Source organism: Bacillus cereus group sp. N6, from assembly GCF_016483705.1.
Classification (GTDB): Bacteria; Bacillota; Bacilli; order Bacillales; family Bacillaceae_G; genus Bacillus_A; species Bacillus_A wiedmannii.
In genome coordinates, this window is record NZ_JAEHBI010000205.1 from 1 (window position 1) to 528 (window position 528).

Here is a 528-nt window from a genome sequence, read left to right on the forward strand (position 1 = left end):
ATCCAATACATGCCAATGTGTTAAATCGTCAATTCAAGGTAGAAAAGCCAAATCAAGTTTGGGTAGCTGATATTACATATATACCAACGAAAGAAGGCTGGTTGTATGTAGCAAGTCTGATGGATTTGTATTCTAGAAAAATTGTGGGCTGGCATGCTGATCGTACAATGACAAAAGAATTGGTATTGAAGGCTTTACAACAAGCCTATTTTCGTCAAAAACCGGAAGGTTCCGTCTTGCATCATTCTGATCGAGGAAGTCAATATGCTTCTCTGGATTATCAAAATCAATTAAAACAGTATGGAATGAACTGTAGTATGAGCAGAAAAGGAAACTGTTATGATAATGCTTGTATAGAATCATTCCATGGTGTCTTAAAAAAAGAGCTCATTTATCAGCAACAATACGCAACGCGTGCTCAAGCACAGCAAGATATTTGGGAATACATTGAAATTTTCTATAATCGTAAAAGAATTCATTCAGCGAATGGTTACTTATCACCGGCTAAAAAAGAACGTATGTACGAAT

At 36.0% G+C, this 528-nt stretch carries 1 protein-coding gene; it reads left to right on the forward strand.

What is annotated here, in order from left to right; translation table 11 throughout:
* A partial coding sequence (locus JDS99_RS30955) for an IS3 family transposase (protein ID WP_199696496.1) occupies positions 1–528 on the forward strand: 528 nt, incomplete at both ends.